Origin of the sequence: Thermotoga sp. RQ7 (assembly GCF_000832145.1) — a bacterium.
Classification (GTDB): Bacteria; Thermotogota; Thermotogae; order Thermotogales; family Thermotogaceae; genus Thermotoga; species Thermotoga neapolitana.
The window spans coordinates 1,298,365-1,318,223 of record NZ_CP007633.1 but is presented as its reverse complement, the minus strand read 5'-3'; the positions used below and the strand labels follow the sequence as shown (position 1 = coordinate 1,318,223).

General features: G+C 47.6%; 19 protein-coding genes. 15 read left to right on the top strand and 4 right to left on the bottom strand.

Annotation, left to right across the window (positions count from 1 at the left end):
• The first annotated feature begins 16 nt into the window (after nucleotides 1–16).
• From TRQ7_RS06715 to TRQ7_RS06645, 15 genes are all read left to right on the top strand, one after another.
• Nucleotides 17–244: an NAD(P)H-dependent oxidoreductase subunit E gene (locus TRQ7_RS06715; protein ID WP_015919564.1), complete on the top strand. Its 228-nt coding sequence runs from the start codon at nucleotides 17–19 to the stop codon at nucleotides 242–244.
• Nucleotides 237–1,802 carry a [Fe-Fe] hydrogenase large subunit C-terminal domain-containing protein gene (locus tag TRQ7_RS06710; protein ID WP_041844286.1) on the top strand — a complete coding sequence of 522 codons (1,566 nt, stop codon included), beginning with the start codon at nucleotides 237–239 and terminating at the stop codon, nucleotides 1,800–1,802. Before TRQ7_RS06715 ends, TRQ7_RS06710 begins: the two co-directional genes overlap by 8 nt.
• A complete protein-coding gene (locus tag TRQ7_RS06705; protein WP_041844285.1) occupies nucleotides 1,789–2,928 on the top strand; it encodes a SpoIIE family protein phosphatase in 1,140 nt (379 codons plus the stop codon). The genes TRQ7_RS06710 and TRQ7_RS06705 overlap by 14 nt, the downstream gene beginning before the upstream one ends.
• A 12-nt stretch (nucleotides 2,929–2,940) precedes the next feature.
• Nucleotides 2,941–3,426, top strand: a complete 486-nt coding sequence (gene nuoE, locus TRQ7_RS06700) for an NADH-quinone oxidoreductase subunit NuoE (RefSeq protein ID WP_041844284.1) — start codon at nucleotides 2,941–2,943, stop codon at nucleotides 3,424–3,426.
• Nucleotides 3,419–5,299, top strand: coding sequence for an NADH-ubiquinone oxidoreductase-F iron-sulfur binding region domain-containing protein (locus tag TRQ7_RS06695; RefSeq protein WP_041844283.1), 1,881 nt, complete (start codon nucleotides 3,419–3,421; stop codon nucleotides 5,297–5,299). The genes nuoE and TRQ7_RS06695 overlap by 8 nt, the downstream gene beginning before the upstream one ends.
• Nucleotides 5,300–5,312: 13 nt before the next feature.
• Nucleotides 5,313–7,250 (top strand): [Fe-Fe] hydrogenase large subunit C-terminal domain-containing protein, encoded by a 1,938-nt coding sequence (locus TRQ7_RS06690; RefSeq protein WP_041844282.1) that lies wholly within the window; start codon nucleotides 5,313–5,315, stop codon nucleotides 7,248–7,250.
• Nucleotides 7,243–7,854, top strand: coding sequence for a redox-sensing transcriptional repressor Rex (locus TRQ7_RS06685; RefSeq protein WP_012311064.1), 612 nt, complete (start codon nucleotides 7,243–7,245; stop codon nucleotides 7,852–7,854). The genes TRQ7_RS06690 and TRQ7_RS06685 overlap by 8 nt, the downstream gene beginning before the upstream one ends.
• Nucleotides 7,855–7,964: 110 nt before the next feature.
• Nucleotides 7,965–9,665 carry a methyl-accepting chemotaxis protein gene (locus tag TRQ7_RS06680; protein ID WP_041844281.1) on the top strand — a complete coding sequence of 567 codons (1,701 nt, stop codon included), beginning with the start codon at nucleotides 7,965–7,967 and terminating at the stop codon, nucleotides 9,663–9,665.
• Between the two features lie 211 nt (nucleotides 9,666–9,876).
• Entirely contained in the window at nucleotides 9,877–10,581 is a 705-nt protein-coding gene (locus TRQ7_RS06675) for an MIP/aquaporin family protein (protein ID WP_041844280.1), read from the top strand.
• Between the two features lie 25 nt (nucleotides 10,582–10,606).
• A complete protein-coding gene (gene glpK / locus TRQ7_RS06670; protein ID WP_041844279.1) occupies nucleotides 10,607–12,097 on the top strand; it encodes a glycerol kinase GlpK in 1,491 nt (496 codons plus the stop codon).
• On the top strand, nucleotides 12,082–12,639 hold the full coding sequence (locus TRQ7_RS06665) for a glycerol-3-phosphate responsive antiterminator (RefSeq protein ID WP_041844278.1): 558 nt from the start codon (nucleotides 12,082–12,084) through the stop codon (nucleotides 12,637–12,639). The genes glpK and TRQ7_RS06665 overlap by 16 nt, the downstream gene beginning before the upstream one ends.
• An 82-nt stretch (nucleotides 12,640–12,721) precedes the next feature.
• A complete protein-coding gene (locus TRQ7_RS06660) occupies nucleotides 12,722–14,161 on the top strand; it encodes an NAD(P)/FAD-dependent oxidoreductase (RefSeq protein ID WP_041844277.1) in 1,440 nt (479 codons plus the stop codon).
• On the top strand, nucleotides 14,158–15,369 hold the full coding sequence (locus TRQ7_RS06655; RefSeq protein ID WP_041844276.1) for an FAD-dependent oxidoreductase: 1,212 nt from the start codon (nucleotides 14,158–14,160) through the stop codon (nucleotides 15,367–15,369). Before TRQ7_RS06660 ends, TRQ7_RS06655 begins: the two co-directional genes overlap by 4 nt.
• Before the next feature lies 1 nt (nucleotide 15,370).
• Nucleotides 15,371–15,787 carry a DUF1667 domain-containing protein gene (locus TRQ7_RS06650; protein WP_041844275.1) on the top strand — a complete coding sequence of 139 codons (417 nt, stop codon included), beginning with the start codon at nucleotides 15,371–15,373 and terminating at the stop codon, nucleotides 15,785–15,787.
• On the top strand, nucleotides 15,738–16,133 hold the full coding sequence (locus TRQ7_RS06645) for a CoA-binding protein (protein WP_041844274.1): 396 nt from the start codon (nucleotides 15,738–15,740) through the stop codon (nucleotides 16,131–16,133). The genes TRQ7_RS06650 and TRQ7_RS06645 overlap by 50 nt, the downstream gene beginning before the upstream one ends.
• Here TRQ7_RS06645 and TRQ7_RS06640 read toward each other — a convergent pair.
• From TRQ7_RS06640 to TRQ7_RS06625, 4 genes are read right to left on the bottom strand one after another with little or no spacing between them, the layout of a single operon-like run.
• The gene (locus TRQ7_RS06640) at nucleotides 16,090–16,620 is read right to left on the bottom strand and encodes a glycerol-3-phosphate responsive antiterminator (protein WP_041844273.1); all 531 of its coding nucleotides are present in this window, start codon (nucleotides 16,618–16,620) and stop codon (nucleotides 16,090–16,092) included. The two genes, TRQ7_RS06645 and TRQ7_RS06640, sit on opposite strands and share 44 nt — an antisense overlap.
• A complete protein-coding gene (gene rsmA / locus TRQ7_RS06635) occupies nucleotides 16,605–17,387 on the bottom strand; it encodes a 16S rRNA (adenine(1518)-N(6)/adenine(1519)-N(6))-dimethyltransferase RsmA (protein ID WP_041844272.1) in 783 nt (260 codons plus the stop codon). The genes TRQ7_RS06640 and rsmA overlap by 16 nt, the downstream gene beginning before the upstream one ends.
• On the bottom strand, nucleotides 17,384–18,970 hold the full coding sequence (locus TRQ7_RS06630) for a 1,4-alpha-glucan branching protein domain-containing protein (RefSeq protein ID WP_041844271.1): 1,587 nt from the start codon (nucleotides 18,968–18,970) through the stop codon (nucleotides 17,384–17,386). Before TRQ7_RS06630 ends, rsmA begins: the two co-directional genes overlap by 4 nt.
• Nucleotides 18,971–18,974: 4 nt before the next feature.
• Nucleotides 18,975–19,715 carry a DUF4912 domain-containing protein gene (locus TRQ7_RS06625; protein ID WP_015919546.1) on the bottom strand — a complete coding sequence of 247 codons (741 nt, stop codon included), beginning with the start codon at nucleotides 19,713–19,715 and terminating at the stop codon, nucleotides 18,975–18,977.
• Between the last annotated feature and the right edge of the window lie 144 nt (nucleotides 19,716–19,859).

Here is a 19,859-nt window from a genome sequence, read left to right as displayed (position 1 = left end):
TGGAGGAAAACAACCGATGACAATCCGGGTTTGTATGGGAAGTTCCTGTTACCTGAAAGGTTCCTACCGGGTAGTTGAAAAACTCAGGGAACTTCAGAAGGACTACAACTTCAAACTCTACGGTTCTCTCTGCTTTGGAAGGTGTTCTCAGGGAATCTGTGTTGAAATAGACGGGCGTCTGTTCACAGGGGTGTCCCCTGAAAACGTGGAGGAACTGGTAAAGAAGGTGCTTCAGAGTGCCTGAACTTATATTCTCAAAAGAAACGGATTGCAGGTACTGTTACAAGTGTCTGAGAAACTGTCCTGTCAAGGCGGTTTCTTTCAGATCCGGTAAATCCACCGTGGTGGTGGAAGAGTGCATATTCTGTGGAACGTGTCTGGAGGTCTGTCCCCAGAGTGCAAGAATCTACAGAAAAGACACGGAGAAACTTTTGAATCTTCAAAAACCGTTTCTTGTTTCCATCGCACCTTCGTTTTTTGCCTACTTCGAAAATCCATTGAAGGTGATTGGATCTCTCAAAAAGATGGGAGCCATGGTCGTTCAGGAAACGGCCGTTGGCGCAGAGATCGTCTCAAGAAAGTACACCGAGGTCTTTGAAAAAAGTGGTGGCCCCGTTGTGACAACGGCGTGCCCTGTGGTTGTAAACCTTGCAGAAAAACACTTCCCACATGTTCTGAAGTATCTGACACCGGTTGACTCCCCGCTCATGGCCCACGCAAAGTTTCTGAAAAAGCGCTATGGAGACTTTCCTGTTGTCTTCGTGGGGCCCTGTATAGCAAAGAAAGAAGAGAGCAGCCTCGTGGATATCGTCCTCACGTTCGAAGAACTCGAAGAAATCATCGATGAAACACAGGCAAAAGAGACACTCCCCGATCCTCCGTATCCAAGCAGGGCAAGATTTTTCCCGACAACGGATGGAATCAACTACACCGTCTCCATCCCCTGGGAGAAGAAGATGGTGGTGGAAGGAATAGAAAACCTGATGAGGGTCTTTTCACGAATCGACGAGTACAGAAATGTTTTCATCGAGGCATCTGCCTGCTATGGAAGCTGCCTGAACGGTCCTGTGATGAGAAAAAAGAGTGCAGGAAAAGACAGGATCCTTGAGTGGCAAAAGAAGCTTCCAGAAGAACCGAAGATAGATTTCTTCGAAATAGAAACATTCAGGCCCTTCAGGAACAGATCCAAAAGTGTAGACGTTCCTGAAGAGGAGATCAAAAAAGTTCTCGTGTCGATCGGAAAAGACGACCCAAAAAAGGAACTGAACTGTGGTGCCTGCGGATACGATTCGTGCCGTGAGAAAGCGAAAGCGGTCGTCCTTGGAAAGGCAGAAAAGGAGATGTGCTTTGTGTACCTTCTGGACCTGGTGAGGTCATCCAGTTACAGGGTTGTCGAAGAGTCTCCCAACGCCGTCTTCGTTCTGAAAGAGGGAAAGGTGATCTACAGAAACAAACTGGCCTGGGATCTGTCAGAAAGTGATCCAGAAATACTGACAAAAGCAAGGAACATGGTGGGGAACATGCTGTCACTTGACGATAAAAGATTCTTCTTCGTGAAGAGATTTTCACTCGAGGAAGGAGAAGAGGTTCTCATGCTTGTGGATGTCACCCAGGAGAAGTTAAAAGACGAAGAACTCAACAGACTGAAACAGGAGACGCTCAAAAAGGTCGAGGAGATGCTGAACAAACAGATGAGAATCGCTCAGGAAATAGCCGGTATTCTCGGTGAATCGATTGCAGAGACAAAGAGCAGTTTCCTGGAACTGAAGATGTTCATGGGGGGAAACGATGCTGACCTGTGATGTGTTCTTCGCCTCGAAGAACAAAAAGGGTGAGGAAGTCTGTGGAGACTCGATCAGGGTGAAAAAAGAGAGTGAAAAAGTCGTGGTCAGCATCTCCGATGGACTTGGAAGCGGTATAAAGGCGAGCATTCTTTCAACCCTTACCTCAACCATTGCAACAACCATGCTGGCGAACGGTCTTGCTGTGACAGATGTCTTCAGAACGATTCTCGCCACGCTTCCTGTTTGCAGGGTGAGGGGAATCAGTTACTCCAACCTGTGCTCCGTGGTGTGTGATTTCAAGAACGAAATCTGTACCGTGGTGGAGTACGAGTTTCCCGTGGTGATGCTTTTCAGGAAGAACAGACGGATTCATCCAGAAAAGAAGAGCATCAACATAGAGGGAAGACAAATTTCCATCTGGGAATTCCATCCTGAGGAAGGAATGATACTTTTTCTTGCAACAGATGGACTCTCACAGGCGGGAATGGGAACGGAGCTTTTTCCCTTAGGTTTTGGAGTTGAAAACATCGAGGGCGAAATAAGACACCTTCTCAGAAACCATGTTCCTCCCGAAGATATCGTCAGACACTTTGTGAGGCTTGCAGAGAAACTGGACAGAGATGTGAAGGGAGACGACACACTCGTTGCCTGTTTGAACTTTCGTGAAAAGCGCATTCTGAACCTGTTTGTTGGACCACCTGAGAGGAAGGAAAAAGATGAAGAGTACGTGAAAAAATTCCTGAGTCTTCCCGGGAAAAAGATCGTGTGTGGTGGTACCACGGGTCAGATATTCGAAAGAGTCACTGGAAAGAAGGTGGAGATAGATCTTTACACGTTCTCAGAGAACTCTCCACCCGTTGGATACATGGAGGGAATCGATCTTCTAACAGAGGGGATCGTCACGCTGACTCAGGTGTTCAGATACCTTGAGGGACAATCCGAAGAGATGGGGTACGGAGCGAAATTCATCGTGAAAAACCTTCTGGAGGCCGATGAGATCAATTTCTTCGTTGGAAGGGCGATAAACCCGGCTCATCAAAATCCACTGTTCAGTCACGACATATCCCTGAAGTTCAGACTGGTGAAGGATATCGCTCACATCCTTCAGGAAAGAGGAAAAATAGTGAACGTTCAATACTGTTAGGAGGTGTTGGAGTTGGAGAGGCGCTTTGAAAGGGTTGAAGAGATCCTGAGAAAGCACGGTTACAAAAGAGAAAACCTGATAAAGATTCTCCTCGAAATCCAGGAACTCTACAGATACCTCCCCGAAGACGTGATCAACTACGTGAGTACGGCAATGGGAATTCCTCCTGCGAAGATCTATGGGGTGGCAACGTTCTACGCGCAGTTCTCCCTCAAACCGAAGGGAAAGTACGCGATCATGGTGTGCGATGGGACTGCCTGTCACATGGCAGGATCTCCAGAAGTACTCAAAGCAATCGAAGAAGAAACGGGTCTCACTCCTGGAAACGTCACGGAAGATCTCATGTTCAGTCTCGATCAGGTTGGATGCCTCGGAGCCTGCGCGCTCGCACCGGTCATGGTGATAAACGGTGAGGTCTATGGAAACCTCACGGCCGATAAGGTGAAAGAAATCCTGAGAAAAATAAAAGAGAAAGAGAGGGAGAGCGCCAATGTTTAAGAACGCGAAAGAGTTCGTCCAGTACGCAAACAAACTGAAAACCCTGAGAGAGAAAAAACTGAACGGTGTCTCTATATACGTCTGCGTCGGAACTGGTTGTACTGCGAAAGGTGCTCTCAAAGTTTACAGCGCTTTCGAAGAAGAGCTCAAAAAGAGAAACCTCCTCGGACAGGTCACGCTGGAAAAGATCGATGATGACAAAGTCACGTTGAACAGAACAGGGTGCTGTGGAAGGTGTTCTTCCGGTCCCCTCGTGAAGATCATGCCCTACAGGTTCTTCTATTCAAATGTTGTACCCGAAGATGTCCCGGAGATCGTGGACAGAACCGTCCTCAAGGGTGAGCCCATAGAAAGACTCTTTCTGACGGATCCCCTCACGGGAGAAAAGGTTCCCAGAATAGAGGACACCACGCTTTTCAAAAACCAGGATTTCTACATCATGGAAGCCATAGGTGAGTCCGAGTGTGACAGTATAGAAGACTACATCGCACGGGGTGGATACGAGTCTCTCGTCAAAGCCCTCACTTCAATGACACCGGAAGAAATCATAGAAACGGTGAAGGCATCCGGTCTCAGAGGAAGAGGTGGAGGAGGATTTCCAACAGGTCTCAAATGGGAATTCACCAGAAAAGCGCAGGGTGATATAAAATTCGTCGTGTGCAACGGAGACGAAGGAGATCCGGGAGCGTTCATGAACAGGACTCTCCTGGAGAGGGATCCACACCTTGTTCTGGAAGGGATGATCATAGCCGGGTATGCGGTCGGCGCACAGAAGGGGTACGCTTACATCAGAGCCGAATACCCGTTCGCAGTCAGGATGTTCAAAAAGGCCATAGAAGATGCAAAGAAAATGGGACTTCTCGGTGAAAACATCCTCGGAACAGGCTTTTCCTTCGACGTGGAAGTGAAAGAGGGAGCCGGTGCGTTCGTGTGCGGCGAAGAGACGGCACTTCTTGCCTCCATCGAAGGGAAAAGAGGTATGCCCAGACCAAAGCCACCGTTCCCGGCTCAATCCGGTCTCTGGGGTAAACCCACCCTCATAAACAACGTGGAAACATACGCGAACATACCAAGAATACTCAGAGACGGTGTGGAAAACTACAGAAAACGCGGAACGGAAAACTCACCGGGAACCAAGATGTTCTCCGTTGCAGGCCCCCTGAAAGCCACTGGTATCATCGAAGTTGAATTCGGCACCACCTTGAGAGATATCATCTACAACATATGTGGAGGATTCGTTGAAGGAGAAGAGTTCAAAGCGGTTCAGATTGGAGGACCGTCCGGAGCGTGTCTTTCCGAAGATTTCATCGACATGCCCCTCGATTACGACACACTGAAGAAAGCTGATGCGATGGTAGGATCCGGTGGAATAGTCGTGATTACAAAGAAAACGTGTATGGTAGAGGTTGCAAGGTTCTTCCTCGATTTCACCAAGAGGGAATCCTGTGGAAAGTGCGTGCCGTGCAGGGAAGGCACCATGCAGGCGTACAACATATTGGAAAAGTTCACCCACGGAAAAGCTACATACGAGGATCTCAAAGCTCTCGAACACCTCTCAAAAACAATAAAGACCGCTTCTCTCTGTGGGCTCGGAAAGACCGCTCCCAACCCCATTCTCAGTACCCTGAAGCTCTTCAGAGAGGAGTACATTGCACACATCGAAGGAGAATGTCCAAGCGGAATGTGTACGGCGTTCAAGAAATACGTCATCAACCCGGATATCTGTAAAGGCTGTGGACTCTGTGCCAGATCCTGTCCACAGAACGCCATAACCGGAGAAAGAGGAAAACCGTACACGATAAATCAGGAGAAGTGTGTCAAGTGCGGTCTCTGTGCGAGTAAATGTCCGTTCAAAGCCATAGAGCTTGTCTGAGGAGGGAAGAAAAATGAAAATTTACGTTGATGGAAAAGAAGTTATCATAAATGACAACGAGCGTAACCTCCTTGAAGCGCTGAAGAACGTGGGGATAGAGATTCCGAATCTGTGTTATCTTTCGGAGGCTTCTATATATGGAGCCTGTAGAATGTGCCTTGTGGAGATCGACGGTCAGATCACCACTTCCTGTACCCTGAAACCTTACGAAGGTATGAAGGTAAAAACGAACACCCCCGAAATATACGAAATGAGAAGGAACATCCTCGAACTCATCCTTGCAACTCACAACAGAGACTGTACCACCTGCGATAGAAACGGAAGCTGTAAACTTCAGAAGTACGCTGAAGACTTCGGCATAAGAAAGATCAGATTCGAAGCTCTCAAGAAAGAACACGTCAGGGATGATTCCTCTCCGATCGTGAGAGACACCTCCAAATGTATCCTCTGCGGTGACTGTGTGCGTGTCTGTGAGGAAGTTCAGGGAGTGGGAGTCATCGAATTTGCAAAACGAGGTTTCGAAAGTGTTGTAACAACCGCGTTCAACACGCCCCTTGCGGAGACGGAGTGTGTCTTCTGTGGTCAGTGTGTCGCTTACTGTCCAACGGGAGCTCTGAGCATCAGAAACGATATAGACAAGTTGATTGAAGCTCTTGAAAGCGACAAGATCGTGATAGGAATGATCGCACCCGCGGTGAGAGCTGCGATTCAGGAAGAGTTTGGAATAGACGAAGACGTCGCAATGGCGGAAAAACTCGTCTCTTTCCTGAAAACGATAGGCTTCGATAGAGTTTTCGATGTGTCGTTCGGAGCAGATCTTGTCGCCTACGAAGAAGCCCACGAGTTCTACGAAAGACTCAAAAAAGGAGAAAGACTTCCACAGTTCACCTCATGCTGTCCTGCGTGGGTGAAGCACGCTGAGCACACCTATCCTCAGTACCTTCAGAATCTCTCGAGCGTGAAATCACCTCAACAGGCACTTGGCACGGTGATAAAGAAGATCTACGCAAGAAAACTCGGTGTTCCTGAAGAAAAGATCTTCCTCGTTTCGTTCATGCCGTGTACCGCTAAAAAGTTCGAAGCAGAAAGAGAAGAACACAAAGGAATCGTTGACATTGTCCTCACAACAAGAGAACTTGCTCAACTCATCAAGATGAGCAGAATAGACATAAACAGAATAGAACCCCAGCCGTTCGACAGACCTTACGGAGTGTCTTCGCAGGCGGGTCTCGGTTTTGGAAAAGCCGGTGGGGTCTTCTCCTGTGTTCTTTCTGTGTTGAACGAGGAAATCGGCATAGAAAAAGTCGACGTGAAATCTCCAGAAGATGGCATCAGGGTAGCGGAAGTTACACTCAAAGATGGTACGTCTTTCAAAGGAGCCGTCATATACGGTCTTGGTAAGGTGAAGAAGTTCCTCGAAGAAAGAAAAGACGTGGAGATTATCGAAGTAATGGCCTGTAACTACGGATGTGTGGGTGGAGGAGGACAGCCCTATCCGAACGACTCCAGGATCAGACAGCACAGGGCAAAGGTTCTGAGAGACACGATGGGAATAAAATCTCTCCTCACACCCGTGGAAAACCTCTTCCTCATGAAACTCTACGAAGAAGATCTGAAAGACGAACACACAAGACATGAGATTCTCCACACCACCTACCGACCGAGGAGAAGATACCCGGAAAAAGATGTGGAAATACTTCCCGTTCCAAACGGTGAAAAGAGAACGGTGAAAGTCTGTCTTGGAACCTCCTGTTACACGAAAGGATCTTACGAAATACTGAAAAAGCTCGTTGATTACGTCAAAGAGAACGATAGGGAAGGAAAAATAGAAGTGCTGGGAACGTTCTGTGTGGAAAACTGCGGGGCTTCTCCGAACGTGATCGTGGATGATAAAATCATAGGTGGTGCCACTTTTGAGAAGGTGCTGGAGGAGCTTTCGAAAAATGGCTGAGATGATACATCTTCCAAGATCTACCTTTGAAAGGTTGAAGATGTACCGAAAAGTTCTGGAAGCGACAAAAAAACCTTACATCTCCTCTGATGAGATCGCAAGATTCCTCGAAATAAACCCGGACCTCGTGAGGAAAGACTTTTCCTATCTCAAATGTCAGGGAAAGCCCAGGGTCGGCTACGATGTGGAAGAACTCAGAAAAGAACTCGACGATCTCTTCGGAGTGAACAACACCACTAACATGATCATCGTTGGAGCAAATGACCTCGCAAGGGCTTTGTTGAGCCTGGACTTTTCGAAAGCCGGTGTGAAAGTCGTAGCCGTGTTCGATACAGAGAAGGAAAACGTGGGAAAGTTCATAGGAGAATTCGCTGTCAGAGAACTGGACGTTCTGGAAAGAGTCATCAGAAGGTTCGATGCGGAGATAGCCGCACTGTGCGTGTCAAAGGACAGAGCGCAGGCTACAGCCAGATTTCTCATCGAAAAGGGAATAAAAGCCGTATGGAACTTCACGGGAGTTCATCTTGAACTTCCTTCAAACGTCATTGTCGTGGACGAAGACCTCACAAAATCCCTCCTGACGATAAAACACCTTCTGAAGTAACCGCATTTTCGAGCGATCAAAGAGGGGGAACAGCCCCCTCTTTTGTGGTATAATTTCTTTGCTGATGTTCATCAAAATTTCATAAATACTTCAAAGAGGAGGTTTCAGACATGAGAAGTATTTCTGCCAAAGTCCTGGTAATCGGCGTGGTGGTTGTGCTGGCTTTCTTTGTGACACAGTACGTCCTCATGAATACAACCGTCTACAACACTATCATGGAGAGGAAAAAGGATGAAGCAAAATACCTGGTTGAGACGGTCTACGGCATTCTGGAGAGAGCATACGAGATGGAACAGAAAGGAGAACTCACAAGAGAGCAGGCACAGAACCTGGCAAAGTCCCTCGTAGGAAAGATCAGATACGACGACAACAACTACTTCTGGATCAACGACACCCACCCCAGGATGGTGTTTCATCCAATCAAACCAGAATTGAACGGTCAGGATCTGAGCAACTACAAGGACCCGAACGGTGTGTACCTGTTCAACGAAATGGTGAAAGTAGCGAAAGAAAAAGGAGAAGGGTTCGTCTCTTATTCTTGGCCCAAAGCAGGAAGCGACAAACCAGAACCCAAGGTCTCTTACGTGAAACTCTTCGAACCCTGGGGATGGATCGTCGGAACTGGAATATACGTGGATGATGTGAAAGTAGCAGTTGGAAATCTCATATTTGAAGATGTGATAGTAATTCTAGTAATAGGAATCGCAGTGATAATAGCGGTCTTCTTCTATGGAAGAGTGCTTTCGAGAAAGACAAAAGCCGTTTTGGTTGCCCTCGAGAAGATATCGAGTGGAGATCTGTCTATTTCTGTTGATATAAAATCGAAGGATGAGTTCGGTCTCATAGCACAGAAATTGAACGAAACCGTTGGAAAACTCAGAAATATGGTTCAGGAAATCGACAAATCCCAGGACGAGGTGGAAAGAGTTTCTGAGGAGCTATTTACCCTCTCCCAGCAGCTTCGCAGTGCCCTTGAAGAGATAGCGAGAGCTTCCGACACGATCAGCAAAGAGGTTCAGAACGCTTCCGCGTCCATAGAGGAAGTCACATCAGGTTCCGAGGAGGTTTCTGCTAACTCTCAGAACATTTCCAAACTCATCCAGGAGATCTCAGAGAACGCAGAGAACATATCGAACTTCGCAAAGAATGGCCAGAAGGTTCTCGAGGAAGCGGTCAGAAAAGTGGAAGATGTTTCAGAGAACTCCAGAACGACCGCCGAGGTTGTTCTCAAGGTCACAGAAAGCGCAAGAAACATAGAAGAAATCGTGAGAACGATTCAGAGCATAGCAGAACAGACGAACCTACTTGCCCTCAACGCCGCCATAGAGGCAGCAAGGGCTGGAGAGGCCGGAAGGGGTTTTGCCGTTGTTGCCGATGAGATCAGGAAGCTAGCAGAAGAGAGTCAGAGGGCAACGGAAGAAATCAGTCAGATCCTCGAGAACATCAGAGAAGGTGTAGAAAGAACGAACGAGATGTCGAAGGAAAACGTCGAGATCACAAAAGATGCGAGAAAACTGGTGGAAGAGTCCTACGAAAACTTCAACCAGATCGTATCCAGAATAGAGGATCTTGCCGCAAGGATCGAGGGAATCGCCGCGAGTGCCCAGGAACTCAGCGCCGCATCCGAAGAGATGAGCAGTGCCCTCGATGCGGTTGCCAAGACAACAACAACGGTTGCCGACGAAATAGAGGAGGTCTCCACTAACATTACAGAACAAGAAAAAGCCGCAAAGAGAATAGCAGATGTTGGAACAGAACTGAAGAAACTCTCAGATGAGTTGAAAGAGGATGTAGAGAGGTTTAAGATTTAACATAAGATACTGATATCTAGATAAGGTGAAACTGTATTGTGATTTTTGTAACTATATTGACACAAGGAAAAAGATTCGTTATAATTCATTGTGAATCATAACTAAAAAGTAAATAGTTGGGGTTCAGAGAAAAAGAGACCCCCCCAGCATGTATCCGGTTATGGATACTGTTGGGGGGGTTAAATATTTACAATAAGGGAGGATTGAGAAAATGTCCGTGTACCTGGCTGAATTCCTTGGTACAATGTTACTCATCATCCTAGGAGATGGTGTGGTTGCAAACGTAGTTTTGAAAAAGTCGAAAGGGTACAACTCAGGATGGATAGTTATCACAACGGGTTGGGGTCTAGCAGTTGCTATGGCAGTTTACCTCGTTGGAAGGATCAGTGGAGCTCATATTAACCCTGCCGTAACTATTGGATTGGCTTCCATCGGTCAATTTCCCTGGTCAAAGGTACCTGGCTATGTCTTTTCACAGATCTCTGGAGCTTTTGTGGGTGCAATTATAGTATACCTCACTTACCTTCCTCACTGGAAAGAAACAGACGATCCTGATGCAAAATTGGCTGTCTTTTGCACAGGACCTGCTGTCAGGAAGTATGGTGCCAATCTTCTGACAGAAATTGTTGGAACAATGGTATTGCTCATGGGGGTTCTTGGAATAGGAGCCAACAAACTTGCAGATGGCTTGAATCCGTTGCTTGTGGGCTTTCTCGTTTGGAGTATTGGACTTTCCCTGGGAGGACCAACAGGCTACGCCATAAATCCTGCAAGAGATTTCGGTCCACGACTGGCTCATGCCGTTCTCCCTATCCCTGGAAAAAGGGACTCAGACTGGGGTTATTCATGGATCCCAATAATAGGTCCTATCATTGGGGGAATTCTTGGCGCATCCCTTTATAACTGGTTGTTCTAAATCTATCACAAAAGGAGGGGTTTTCATGAAGTACGTTCTTTCTCTCGATCAGGGTACAACGAGTTCCAGGGCGATCGTCTTCGACGAGAAGGGAAACGTGATCTCCAAGGTCAACAAAGAGTTCAAACAGATCTATCCAAGGCCCGGGTGGGTGGAACACGATCCGATGGAGATCTGGGAGTCTCAGATCGAAGTTGCAAAAAGGGCGATCGAAGAAGCAGGAATCAAGCCTGAAGAGATAGCCGCCATAGGGATCACAAACCAGAGGGAAACAACCATCGTCTGGGACAAAAACACGGGAAAACCCGTCTACAACGCCATCGTGTGGCAATGCAGAAGAACGGCTCCCATATGCGATGAGTTGAAAGAAAAGGGCTACGCTGAGTTCATCCGCGAAAGAACGGGGCTCGTCATCGACGCGTATTTTTCCGGAACGAAGATCAAGTGGATCCTCGACAACGTTGAAGGAGTGAGGGAAAAAGCAGAAAAGGGAGAGGTGCTCTTTGGAACGGTCGACACCTGGCTCATCTGGAACCTCACAGGTGGGAGAGTACACGTCACCGATTATTCGAACGCCTCCAGAACGATGATCTTCAACATCCACAAACTCGACTGGGACGATGAAATTCTGGAGCTTTTGAACATTCCAAGAGCAATGCTTCCACAGGCGATGCCATCGAGTTACGTATACGGTCATACAACAAAAGAACTGCTTGGAGCAGAGATACCGATTGCCGGGGATGCTGGAGATCAGCAGGCTGCTCTGTTCGGTCAGGCTTGCTTCCAGCCTGGCATGCTCAAAAACACCTACGGAACCGGGTGTTTCCTGCTTATGAACACCGGAGAAAAGGCCTATGAGTCCAAATCGGGTCTTCTTACAACGATTGCCTGGGGATTGAACGGTAAAGTCTACTACGCACTCGAAGGTAGTGTTTTCATAACGGGGGCGGCTGTTCAGTGGTTGAGGGATGGATTGAAGATCATCTCCAGTGCGGCAGAAACTGAGGAACTCGCTACAAAGGTACCGGACAACGGAGGTGTGTACTTTGTTCCGGCGTTCGTGGGGCTTGGTGCACCGTATTGGGACATGTACGCCCGCGGTTTGATCATCGGTCTTACCAGGGGAACCACCAGAGAACACATAGTGAGGGCTGTTCTTGAATCGATCGCCTATCAGACAAGAGATGTTGTAGAAGTCATGGAAAAGGAAAGTAACATGAAAGTGGACACACTCCGTGTGGACGGGGGCGCTGTTGTGAACAATTTCCTGATGCAGTTCCAGGCTGACATACTCGGGGTCCCTGTGGAGCGTCCCGTTGTAAACGAAACGACGGCACTTGGAGCTGCCTATCTTGCAGGACTCGCCGTTGGATACTGGAAGGATCAGGAAGAGATATCGAAGTTGTGGCAGTTGGACAGAAGATTTGAACCATCCATGGATCTTGAAGAGAGAGAGAGGTTGTATTCAAAATGGAAAGAGGCTGTGTCGAGGTCTCTCGGATGGGAAAAGCAGTGAATCTGTACCCCGTTATCCCAGCCATCAGGACAGAAAAAGACATCGAAGAGGCTCTGGCTTCACCCTCTACCTTGGTATTTCTACTAACAGGAAACGTGGTGAACATCGAAGAGGTGGTTTATAAACTCAAAAAAGGAAACAAGGAAGTTTTCGTCCATATCGATCTTGTGAAGGGACTGTCGTTTGACAAATGTTCACTCGAATTTCTCAAGGATGTTGTGGGTGCTGATGGAATAATTTCCACGCATATTTCACTGTTAAAAGCAGCCAGGAAACTCGGATTGAAAATCATTCAGAGAGTATTTCTGGTGGATTCCGGAGCCATGGAAAGCGGCATAGTTCAGGCAAAAGACCTGGAGCCGGACTTTCTGGAGATACTGCCAGGTATCATTCCAGAAGTCATCGAGGAAATATCCAGTCGATACCCTGGAAATATCATTGCAGGAGGTCTGGTGAGGAAAAAAGAACAGATCTTGGCCGCTTTGAAGGCTGGAGCAAAGGCCATTTCAACGAGTTGCAAGGATCTCTGGAAAATTCTATAATATAATGTGGAGAGAGAAAAAGAGAGAGCCATATCCCACAGGAGTGGGGTATGGCTCTTTTTTATTTAAGGAGGTGTTCGACTTGAAGGCAGTTGTCATCGGTGCGGGTGTGTTTGGCTCTCTCATCGCAAGAGAACTGACAAAGTACGATCTTGAAGTGACACTCATAGAGAAAAACCTTGATGTGGGCTGGGGTGTAACAAAGGCAAATTCTGCTGTTATCCACGCGGGATACGACGATCCTCCTGGAAGTGTTCGAGCACAGTTCTGTGCAAGAGGAAACGCCATGTACGAGAAACTTTCGAAAGAACTGGATTTTGAGTTCAAAAGAACTGGCTCTTTCGTGGTGGCGTTCAACGACGAAGAGCTGAAAGAGCTCGAGCGCCTGCTCAAGCAAGGTGAGGAAAACGGCGTTCCGGGTTTAACCATACTGGAAAGAGACGAAATCTTTTCGATGGAGCCCAATCTGAATCCGGAGATCAAATACGCTCTCTACGCCCCAACGGCGGGCATTACAGAACCTTGGATGGTCGCCATCGCGGCAGTGGAAAACGCCCTTCAAAATGGTTTGAAACTCGTTCTAGGTGAACAGGTTCTGGGTTTTGTGAAGATGAACGGCCGTATAAAGAAAGTGATCACCGATAAACACGAGTACGAGGTAGACATCGTGATAAATTGTGCGGGGCTTCACGCAGATGAGATAGCGAAAATGGCCGGAGCGGAGTACGTTCCTTTACATCCCAGAAAAGGGGAGTACATCCTTCTTGACAAGAAACTTCAGGGGCTCGTGAAGAGGGTGATATTCCCAACGCCCACGAAGATTTCAAAAGGAATTCTCGTTCTTCCCACCGTCGATGGAGGAATCCTCCTTGGCCCAACCGCCGAAGATCTTCCGGAAGAAATGAAAGACAGACCTCTTACCACCAGGGAAGGTCTCGAGAAGGTGCGAGAGTTCACAAGGAAGCTCGTGCCATCTCTTGATTTCTCACTTGTTGTGAAGACTTTCTCCGGTCTCAGACCTGAAAGCCCCCAGAAGGATTTCTTCATAAAGAAAAGTGATACGGTGGAAAACTTCGTGAACGTCATGGCCACAAGATCCCCAGGACTCACGGCAGCACCCGCCGTGGCGGAGTACGTGGTGGAAGAACTCATCCAGGAAAGAATGAGGCTTCCGCTCATCAGAAAGAAAAATTTCAACCCACTGAGGGAAGGCATAAAACACTACTCGTCTTTGCCCATCGAGGAGTGGAAAAGGGAAATAGAAAAAGATCCACGTGCGGGGAAACTGGTCTGTTTTTGCAACGAGGTAACCGAGAAAGAGATCGTGGAAGCGATCAGAAGGGGTGCAAGAACGCTCGATGGAGTCAAATTCAGAACGAGGGCGATGTTTGGAAGATGTCAAGGGGGATTCTGTATGGCAAGAATTCTAAAGATCCTCGAGCGAGAACTCAACACGGATATGTCTGAGATCAGGATGAAATCGAAAAACAGCTGGGTTGTGAACGGGAAGGTGAGAGAATGAGAGTGGACGTGATGGTGATAGGGGCCGGTGCAGCCGGAATGGCGGCAGCTCTGAAAGCAAAAGAAGAAGGAGCAGAAGTTCTTCTTGTCGAGCGTGACGAAAGAACAGGAGGCATACTGAACCAGTGTATTCACAACGGTTTCGGTCTTCACTATTTCAGACAGGAACTGACAGGGCCCGAGTACGCCGAAAGGTTCCAGGAAAGAATGGAAAAGATGGGAATAAAGACTCTGGTGAATGCCTACGTAAAACAGGTTGATGACAGAAAGGTGATCCTGGTCACAGAAAGGGGAATTGAAAAAGTAAAGGTCGGTGCTCTGGTGTACGCAACAGGGGCACGAGAAAGACCATTTGGCAGCCTCATGATTCCGGGAGACAGACCGTCCGGTATCTTCACAGCGGGAGTTGCCCAGAGACTGATAAACATCGAAAATCGCCTGCCCGGAAAAAGGGCACTCATCCTCGGCTCTGGAGACATCGGTCTCATCATGGCAAGAAGACTCACCCTGGAGGGAATGGAAGTGGTGGGGGTGGTGGAGCGCCTACCCTACGCTGGGGGACTTCTCAGAAACGTGATTCAGTGTCTTGAAGACTACAACATACCCCTGTTCCTTTCCAGCACTGTGGTTGAAGTGAGAGGAAGAGAGAGACTGGAAGAGGTTGTCGTTGCAAAAGTGGACGAGAACTTCAAACCGATTCCGGGGACTGAGAAGGTCTTCAAGGTTGACACCCTGGTGCTGTCCGTTGGACTCATTCCACAGGTGGAGTTGATAGAAAACCTCGTGGTCAAAAACCCCACTTCGAGGGGAATTGGAGTATCGAACATAGGTCAGAGTTCAAAGGAATGGATATTCTCGGCGGGAAACTGCACCGTGATCTTCGATCTTGTCGACTACGTGAGTTACGAAGGAGAAATGGCAGGACGATACGCTGCAAAGTTCGTAAAGGGAGAGGTCCCTCAGGAGAAGATACCCGTGAAACCCGGAAAGAACGTGATGGTGGTCCATCCCATCTGGTACACACCCGTCGAACCTCTCACACTCTATCTGAGAGTGAAGAAACCCATGGAAAAGGGAAAACTCACCGTGGGAAGGTTCGAGAAGGAGTTTGAAGATCTTGTACCGAGCGAGATGTTGAAGGTGAAGATCCCAGATAGAGATCTCGAAGGCTTCGATGAGATCGTTGTGTCCGTCGAGGAGGTGGAATGAGATGCTGAAAAACGTCGTTTGCGTTCAGTGCCCGATCGGGTGTAAAATTAAGGTGGAACTAAATAAAGAGGGTCATATAAAATCGATCAGCGGAAACAGATGTCCCAGAGGGGTCGAGTACGCAAAAGACGAAATCAGAGATCCGAAAAGGGTGGTTCCAACCAGTATAAGGGTGCTCAACGGGGAGCTGCCTCTTGCGTCGGTCAAAACCGACAGACCGATTCCAAAAAGGTTCATACCGGAGTTGATGAAGATCGTCAGAGAGATAAAAGTGGAAGCACCTGTGAAGTCTGGAGACATCGTTCTGAAAGATCTGTTTGGAACGGGAGCGAATCTGGTTGTGACAAGAACAGTGAGGAGGTTGGAAAATGGATCCAAAGAAATTCAAAAGGATAGCGCTTGTGGGAGCAACGGTTAACCCCAGAAAGTACGGCAACATAATTCTCAAAGATCTGGTTTCCAAAGGATTCGAAGTTCTGCCGGTGAATCCCAAATACGACGAGATAGAAGGTTTCAAAACTCACAGGAGTGTGGAAGAACTCCCGAAAGATGTGGACGTGATAGTCTTTGTCGTACCACCAGAGGTGGCTCTCGAGGAAACAAAAAAGGCCTACAAAGCAGGTTTCAGAAAGTTCTGGTACCAGCCTGGAGCGTTTTCCAGAGAGATCGAAGAGTTCTTGAGTGCTCTGGACGATGTGGAGTATTCGGCCGAGAAATGCATCATGGTTGAAACTTCATCCTCCAGAGGCTTCTTGAACTTGTAGAGATCGCACTCACGTGCTTGAGTATTTCTCTTGCCTCTTCCTCTGTTTCAACAAGCCCGGCGGCGATGACGGTCCTGCCGGGTATTTTCTTTGCCACCTTCGGAGCAACAAGCCCCGGAAGGATCTCCACCACATCCACTCCAAGGGACTCGATCTGCTCGATCCCCCTCTCAACTGCCTTCGAATCGAGTGCAAAGAATCTGAGAACAGCGGGGATGCTGTTTTTCTTCGCAGCAAGGTAGTTTTTTGGCTTTATCGTGATGATCCCATCGGCTCCTGCTTTCTTGACGAACAGGACGGCCTCTTCACCTTCTCCCAGACCGCTCACAAAGTCCACGTCAACAAAAACGGTTTTCCCTTTGTCTTTGAGAATCTTCAGGTGGAACTTCAGATTCAAAATGTCGCTCTTCAAAAGAAAAACAACGTCCGGGCCTATTTCCCCAAGAGATTCCATATCCCAGATCGCGGCTATTATTCCTCTGAACATTCAAGAGTCCTCCTCCAGATGTTGTAGAGCTCAATTATCTCTTCGATGCTGAGTTGTTCTGCCCTTCTTGAAAGGTCCACACCTTCAAAAACAGAAAGAAACGGCCTGAGATTGTTTCTGAGTGTCTTTCTTTTTTTTGAGAATATCATTGAAACAAACTTTTTGAACTGTGAAAGGTCGATCTCCACCGCTTTTCTTTTCATTTCAATCACAACGGAATCCACTTCCGGGTTTGGGACAAAGCAGGACCTTGAAACGTCGAAGAGTTTTCTCACTTCGTAGAACGTCTGAACCACCACAGAAAGATATCCATAAGACTTTCTTCCAGGCTTAGAGAGAATCCTCTCTCCGACTTCTTTCTGAACCATCACGATAGCTTTTTTGAATCGCCACTCTATGATCTTCTCCATGATGGGCCCTGTTACACTGTACGGTATGTTAGAGACGCAGATGGCCTCTTCCGGTACATCTCTGGCTTTGAGAAAATCTTCAAATCTCAACTCCACGTTCGGATACTTTGAAAGTCTCTCCTGAAGGATCGGTGCAAGGTCTTCATCTATTTCGTAGGCAATCACCTTTGCTCCCGTCTTTGCGAGCTCTTCTGTGAGCGTACCCGCACCTGCTCCTATCTCAACGACAACATCATCTGGTTTCAGATCGGCCTCTTTCACGATGCGTTTTGCTATTCTGTCGTCTGAGAGAAACACCTGTCCGAGGTGTTTTTTGAGTCTTATGCCGTATTTTTTCAGGTAATCAGACGTTTTCAAACCACATCCCTCGCCATCACCCTGAAGTTTATCTCTGGAAATATCGCATCCACCCATTCGTAATATTCAAGGACCTTTTTGTTTATATTTCCACTGGTGAGTTGGTCATATAGATCGAAAAACCTCTTTATGTGGAGTTTTGTTCTGTTTTCTGCGTATTCAACGCTCGTTCTTGTCGTCATGATGAAAGCCCAGTCGCTGGACTGTGCAAGGAAGAGTTCTCGCAGCATTTGATTGAGCACTCTCTCTGTAAGAGGATCGGAACTGTCGTAGTACTTTCTAGCAAGCTCTACCATCCTTTCCACCATCTCATGGAGATGCCTGTAGATCCAGTCGTTCGTTCCGTTGAGCCACGTTTCGTAGTATCCACCGGCTCCCCAGCTGGAATCAGCGGGAGCGACGATCTGGACCTCTTCAAGAGTATCTATGACTTCCGAAGCGGTGACCAGTTTCAAGGTCCTCGATTCGTTCACAAGTTCAAAGAACCTCTTCAGGAAGAATACACCCTCAAACCACCAGTGACCGAAGAGTTCCGCATCGAACGGTGCTACGATCACAGGTTCGACTCCCATCACATCTACCAATCTTTTCACTTGCTTTTCCTTTTTATGGAGAAAGTCCCTTGCGTGTTCTTCAACCGCTTCCATGGCCATATCTATGTCGTAGTAGTCTTTCTGTGAGGCATCCAAACTCTTTGATGTGATCCTGTGGTATTTTATCCCCGTGTTCACCCTCACACCGGAAGGATCGATGTAATCTTTTATGTACTCCATTTCCCTGTCGAATCCGATGTCTCTGTAGAACTCTCTGTACCTTGGATCTCCGGGATATCCGACCATAGCACTCCACACCTGCTCACTCGACTCCGGGTCTCTGGCGAAGACGAACACACCACTCGGTGTCATGACAGGACGATAGACTCCGTATCTTGGCTGCTCGTCAGCAAACCAGAACGCATGTGAATCAACGAAGAAGTACTCTATGTTGTTCTGGGCAAGATACAGGTCCAGCCCCTGATAATAACCGCACTCGGCAAGCCAGATCCCCCTGGGATGTTCTCCCATGTGTTTTTCGTAGTTCTTCACACCAGCCGAGATCTGAGCGTTCACCACCTCCGGGTACATCTGATAGAGCGGTAGAAAAGCGTGTGTCGCGTTGCATGTCACGATCTCCAACTTGCCCGTCTCCTGGTGTTTTTTGAAACCATCGAGTATGTTCCCGTCGTAAGACAGGAAGACGTTCAGCACCTTTTCGAAATGTTCCCGATAGAACTTTGCCATCTTGTGTTTCAAAGGGTGCTCGGATTTTGTCCTTTCCACCTCTTTATCTGCAAGTTCGATGAGCTTTTCCATATGTTTTTTGTACTTTTCGTGAAGGTCTCTGGAGGAGAGCATTTCCATCAACGGTGGAGTGATGGACATGGTGAGCCGAAAATCATCTATCTCATCGAACATCATCAAAAGGGGTATGTAGGTCTCCGTTATGGCCTCGAACAACCACCTCTCCTCCAGAAAGTGATCGTACTCTGGATGATGAACGTATGGAAGATGGGCGTGCAGAAATATCAAAATTTTTCCACGCATGTGATTACCTCCCGCTTCTGAAGATCTCCCACATTATACCTATTCCCTGTCCAGAAGGCCAACCAGGAGAGGTTACACCTCTCAGCTTTTCTATCGGTTTCACCAGACTTCCTTCGGAGAGGATCACACTCCTCTTTTTGCTACGCAGATCATACCATCTTTCTCTGGAAGAAGTCGAAGGAGAAGCAGCCGGGGTCCTTGCCACATTGGACCTCATCACAGGAAAGAACCTTCCCTCGTCATCGAGATAGCCCATCTCCGAGAGATAGTCCGCCTTGGGCATGGGAACCTGGAAGTAGAAGTTTCCCGCTTCAAGCGTGGTTTCATCGAGTCTGTATTCGAAGGTCCTGTGGGCGTTTGTTCCATCGAACATTATGAAGGTGACATCGTAAAGTCTGATAACGGCCTTTCCTTCTCTCGCTTTCTGTTTCATCAAATTTCTTGTTTCATCATCGAAATCCCAGTAGGAGAACACCACGTAGGGATTGACGGGCATGAGAACGAGTTTGTTCTTGTTGTAAGTTCTGGGAAGCGTGAGATCTGCGGGTGTTTCCTGCTTCAAAGCAGGGGCACCGGAGGATGCACTCGTCACTGAGGTGTTTTCCACATGTTCTCTTATGAGTTTTATGACATCTTTTTTCTTCATAGCCTTTCTCACTCTGAGTCCCAGACTCTTTGCGAATCTCTTGAGTTCCTGTATGGTGGGATCCGTATCGAGCCACTTGATTATCTCTTCTCTTTTCATGATCTTCGCCCCCTTGTTAATCTTCGTTTTAGAAAATTATAACACCAATGATTTCGGTTGTAAACGAGAGATTTTCGGAGAATTCTCAATTTATTTCCAGATAATTTCTGAAAATTTCCGAAAACACCAGAAAAACACCGATTA

What these genes read in the sequence shown, in the direction of transcription:
- TRQ7_RS06705 (WP_041844285.1), top strand. Translation starts at nt 1,789, where the DNA reads ATGCTGACCTGTGATGTGTTCTTCGCCTCGAAGAACAAAAAGGGTGAG.
- TRQ7_RS06685 (WP_012311064.1), top strand. Translation starts at nt 7,243, where the DNA reads ATGGCTGAGATGATACATCTTCCAAGATCTACCTTTGAAAGGTTGAAG.
- glpK (WP_041844279.1), top strand. Translation starts at nt 10,607, where the DNA reads ATGAAGTACGTTCTTTCTCTCGATCAGGGTACAACGAGTTCCAGGGCG.
- TRQ7_RS06645 (WP_041844274.1), top strand. Translation starts at nt 15,738, where the DNA reads ATGGATCCAAAGAAATTCAAAAGGATAGCGCTTGTGGGAGCAACGGTT.
- TRQ7_RS06665 (WP_041844278.1), top strand. Translation starts at nt 12,082, where the DNA reads ATGGGAAAAGCAGTGAATCTGTACCCCGTTATCCCAGCCATCAGGACA.
- TRQ7_RS06640 (WP_041844273.1), bottom strand. Translation starts at nt 16,620, where the DNA reads ATGTTCAGAGGAATAATAGCCGCGATCTGGGATATGGAATCTCTTGGG.
- TRQ7_RS06630 (WP_041844271.1), bottom strand. Translation starts at nt 18,970, where the DNA reads ATGCGTGGAAAAATTTTGATATTTCTGCACGCCCATCTTCCATACGTT.
- TRQ7_RS06655 (WP_041844276.1), top strand. Translation starts at nt 14,158, where the DNA reads ATGAGAGTGGACGTGATGGTGATAGGGGCCGGTGCAGCCGGAATGGCG.
- TRQ7_RS06625 (WP_015919546.1), bottom strand. Translation starts at nt 19,715, where the DNA reads ATGAAAAGAGAAGAGATAATCAAGTGGCTCGATACGGATCCCACCATA.
- TRQ7_RS06650 (WP_041844275.1), top strand. Translation starts at nt 15,371, where the DNA reads ATGCTGAAAAACGTCGTTTGCGTTCAGTGCCCGATCGGGTGTAAAATT.
- TRQ7_RS06680 (WP_041844281.1), top strand. Translation starts at nt 7,965, where the DNA reads ATGAGAAGTATTTCTGCCAAAGTCCTGGTAATCGGCGTGGTGGTTGTG.
- TRQ7_RS06715 (WP_015919564.1), top strand. Translation starts at nt 17, where the DNA reads ATGACAATCCGGGTTTGTATGGGAAGTTCCTGTTACCTGAAAGGTTCC.
- TRQ7_RS06695 (WP_041844283.1), top strand. Translation starts at nt 3,419, where the DNA reads ATGTTTAAGAACGCGAAAGAGTTCGTCCAGTACGCAAACAAACTGAAA.
- TRQ7_RS06690 (WP_041844282.1), top strand. Translation starts at nt 5,313, where the DNA reads ATGAAAATTTACGTTGATGGAAAAGAAGTTATCATAAATGACAACGAG.
- TRQ7_RS06675 (WP_041844280.1), top strand. Translation starts at nt 9,877, where the DNA reads ATGTCCGTGTACCTGGCTGAATTCCTTGGTACAATGTTACTCATCATC.